Raw genomic sequence first — 3779 nt, forward strand, 5'->3', positions numbered from 1 at the left:
GCCAGCAGCAGCGGGTGGCGCTGGCGCGGGCGCTGATGCTGCGGCCGAAGGTGCTGCTGCTGGACGAGCCGCTGTCGGCGCTCGACCCGTTCCTGCGCGTGAAGATGCGCGCCGAGCTGAAACGCTGGCACCGCGCACTCGGCATGAGCTTCATCCACGTCACGCACTCGCAGGAAGAGGCGATGGCGCTGGCCGACCTCGTCGTCGTGATGAACCAGGGCCGCATCGAGCAGGCCGGCAGCGCCCGCGACGTGTTCGAGCGCCCGCGCACCGAGTTCGTCGCGCGCTTCATCGGCGCCCACAACGTCATCGAGACGCCCGCCGGCAAGGTCGCCGTGCGCTGCGACCGGCTGCGGCTGGGCACGGTCGGCGCGGGGGCCGGGTCCGACAGCGACTACACGATGCAGGTCGCCGCCATCGAATACCAGGGCGCGCAGGTGCAGGTCCACCTGAGCGCCGACACCCTCGACGCGGCAGCAGCGGGCGCCGAGCCGGTCTGGATGGCCGCGCTGTCCGACGCCGATTTCCACGCCGCCCCCCTCGAACCCGGCCAGCGCGTCGCCCTGCACTGGCACCCCGACGACGCCCACACGCTGGCCGCCTGAACGCCCTCTTGCTCTTCCCCTCCCCCGTCCGTCAACCTCCCCAGGAGTGCTCGCCATGTCCGCTGATCTCGACCCGCAGAACACCGCCCCGGCCGCCCCGATCCCCACGGCCGACACCCCCGAACTGCAGCGCCGCGGCTTCCTGCGCTCCGCTGCGGGCGTGGGGGTCGCCGCCACCGGCATCACCGGCTTCCCCTTTGTCCACGCCCAGGAAAAGATCGTCCTGCGCTACCTCGGCACCGCCGTGAACCAGGACAAGGCGATCGCCGACAAGTTCGAGGCCGACACCGGCATCAAGATCCAGTACATCCCCGTCACCACCGACGACGTGACCAAGCGCGCCGTCACCGCCCCGAACAGCTTCGACCTGATCGACACCGAATACTTCTCGCTCAAGAAGATCGTGCCGACCGGCAACCTGCTGGGCATCGATGTCAAGCGCATCAAGCACGCCGACCAGATCACCTCGCTGTTCACCAAGGGCGAAGTCGCCGGCAAGAAGGTCGGCGACCAGGGCACCGCGCCGAAGAAGGTGATGTACCTCGACGGTCCCACCGGCAAGACCTTCTCCAAGTCGCCCACCGGCTTCATGACGCTGATCCCCACCGTCTACAACGCCGACACGCTGGGCATCCGCCCCGACCTGATCAAGCGCCCGATCACCTCCTGGGCCGAGCTGCTGAACCCCGAGTTCAAGGGCAAGGCGGCGATCCTGAACATCCCGTCGATCGGCATCATGGACGCGGCGATGGTCGTGGAAGCCATGGGCCTCTACAAGTACCCCGACAAGGGGAACATGACCAAGAAGGAAATCGACCTGACGATCAAGACGCTGATCGAGGCGAAGAAGGCCGGCCAGTTCCGTTCGCTGTGGAAGGACTTCAACGAGTCGGTGAACCTGATGGCCTCGGGCGAGGTGGTGATCCAGTCGATGTGGTCGCCGGCCGTGACCGCCGTGCGGACCAAGGGCATCGCCTGCACCTTCCAGCCGCTGAAGGAGGGGTACCGTGCCTGGGCGGCCGGCTTTGGCGTGCCGAAGACGGTGACGGGGCGCAAGGCCGATGGCGTCTACGAGTTCATCAACTGGTTCCTCGACGGCTGGGCCGGCGCCTACCTGAACCGCCAGGGCTACTACAGCGCCGTGCTCGACACCGCCAAGGCCAAGATGGAGCCTTACGAGTGGGCCTACTGGATGGAAGGCAAGCCGGCCTCGCAGGACATCAAGAGCCCCGGCGGCGACGTGCTGGCCAAGACCGGCTCGGTGCGCGACGGCGGCAGCTACGAGGAGCGCATGGGCGGCATCGCGTGCTGGAACGCCGTGATGGACGAGAACGCCTACATGGTCCAGAAGTGGAACGAGTTCGTCGCTGCCTGACTCCGCACCGGACCACGCCATGACCAGCGCCCGCACCGCCACCTTCGCCTGGTTGCAAGCCTCGCCGCTCGCGGCGGTGTTCGCGCTGTTCTTCGTCGTCCCGCTGGCCCTCGTGCTGATGGTCAGCGTCTGGCAGGCCACCGAGTACGAGCTGATCCCGGCCTTCACCGGGCAGAACTACCTCGATGTCTTCACCGGCTGCCCGGTCACGCCCGACGGCGACCTGTGCGTGACCTTCAAGACCTACCTGTCCACCCTGAAGTTCAGCGTGCTGACCTGGGCAATCACGGCGCTGCTCGGCTTCGCGATCGCCTACTTCCTGGCCTTCCACGTCGAGGGCACGCTGACGCAGACGGTGCTGTTCATCGTCTGCACGGTGCCGTTCTGGACCAGCAACGTCATCCGCATGGTGTCCTGGGTGCCGCTGCTCGGGCGCAACGGGCTGGTCAACCAGACGCTGCAGGGGCTGGGGCTGATCGACACGCCGATCGAGTGGCTGCTGTTCTCGGAGTTCTCGGTGGTGCTGGCGTTTGTCCACCTGTACACCATGTTCATGATCGTGCCGATCTTCAACTCGATGATGCGCATCGACCGCACGCTCATCGAAGCCGCCCGCGACAACGGCGCCAGCGCGTGGCAGACGGTGTGGCACGTCGTGCTGCCGCTGAGCCGTACCGGGCTGCTCATCGGCTCGATCTTCGTCATCGCGCTGGTGATGGGCGACTTCGTCACCGTCGGCGTGATGGGCGGCCAGCAGATCGCCTCGGTCGGCAAGGTGATCCAGGTGCAGACCAGCTACCTGCAGTTCCCGATCGCGGCGGCCAACGCGGTGATCCTGCTGGCGGTGGTGCTGCTGATGATCGCGGCGCTGCTGCGGTTGGTCGATCTGCGCAAGGAGCTTTGACATGGGGACGACCCGCCGTGTCATCCGCAAGAAACGCCCGCTGAGCTTCTGGCTGCTCGGCGCCGTGTTCGCCGCCTTCGTGCTCTTCCTGTACGGGCCGATGCTCGCCATCTTCGTGCTGAGCTTCCAGGGGCCGGAGGGCGGGCTGACCTTCCCGATGCGCGGCGTGTCGCTGCACTGGTTCCGCGTCCTGTGGGAGGGCATCGGCGTGATCGACATCGGCGCGGCCTTCCGGCGTTCGCTGGCGCTCGGTGCGGTGGTCATGGGGCTGACGGTCGGGCTGTCGCTGCTGGCGGGACTGGCCTACCGCAAGAAGCTGCCGGGGGGCACGGCGCTGTTCTACGTCGTCGTGGCCAGCCTGATCATGCCGTCGATCATCGTCTCGCTGGGGATCGGGCTGGGCTTCCGGCTGCTCGACACCGGGGTGAAGACGCTGCTGGAGGCGCACTGGCCCGCCGCGCTCGACACCTTCACGACCACGCTGGGCATGTTCAGCTCGGGCCTCGGTGCGCAGCTCACCTGGACGCTGCCGTTTGGCCTGCTGATCCTGTTCGCGGTGTTCAACCGCTTCAACCCGGCGTATGAGGAAGCCGCCCGCGACCTCGGGGCGACGCCGTGGCAGAGTTTTCTGCACGTCGTGCTGCCGCTGATCGGGCCGAGCCTGGTGGGCGTGGGCATGTTCGGCTTCACGCTGAGCTGGGACGAGATCGCCCGCAGCTCGCAGGCGATGGGCGACCTCAACACGCTGCCGCTGGAGCTGCAGGGGCTGACGACGACGGTGACGACCCCGGTGATCTACGCGCTGGGCACGGTGACGACGGTGGTGTCGTTCCTGGTGATGGGGGTGACGCTGGCGGTCGTCGGACGCTGGCAAAGTCGCCGCCGATGAACCCGG

General features: G+C 67.5%; 4 protein-coding genes. All 4 read left to right on the forward strand.

The annotated features are described in order from the left end of the window. A partial coding sequence (locus QZW52_RS18850) for an ABC transporter ATP-binding protein (RefSeq protein ID WP_294001615.1) occupies nt 1-605 on the forward strand: 605 nt, incomplete at its 5' end. 55 nt (nt 606-660) lie between these two features. Beyond that, nucleotides 661-1980, forward strand: coding sequence for an ABC transporter substrate-binding protein (locus QZW52_RS18855; protein WP_294001618.1), 1320 nt, complete (start codon nt 661-663; stop codon nt 1978-1980). 19 nt (nt 1981-1999) lie between these two features. Further along, nucleotides 2000-2884: an ABC transporter permease gene (locus QZW52_RS18860; protein WP_294001620.1), complete on the forward strand. Its 885-nt coding sequence runs from the start codon at nt 2000-2002 to the stop codon at nt 2882-2884. Nucleotide 2885: 1 nt separating this feature from the next. Continuing rightward, complete coding sequence (locus QZW52_RS18865; RefSeq protein WP_294001621.1) at nt 2886-3773, forward strand: ABC transporter permease; 888 nt, start codon at nt 2886-2888, stop codon at nt 3771-3773. Nucleotides 3774-3779 lie beyond the last annotated feature (6 nt).

This window comes from Sphaerotilus sp. (genome assembly GCF_013299175.1).
Lineage (GTDB): Bacteria > Pseudomonadota > Gammaproteobacteria > Burkholderiales > Burkholderiaceae_C > Sphaerotilus.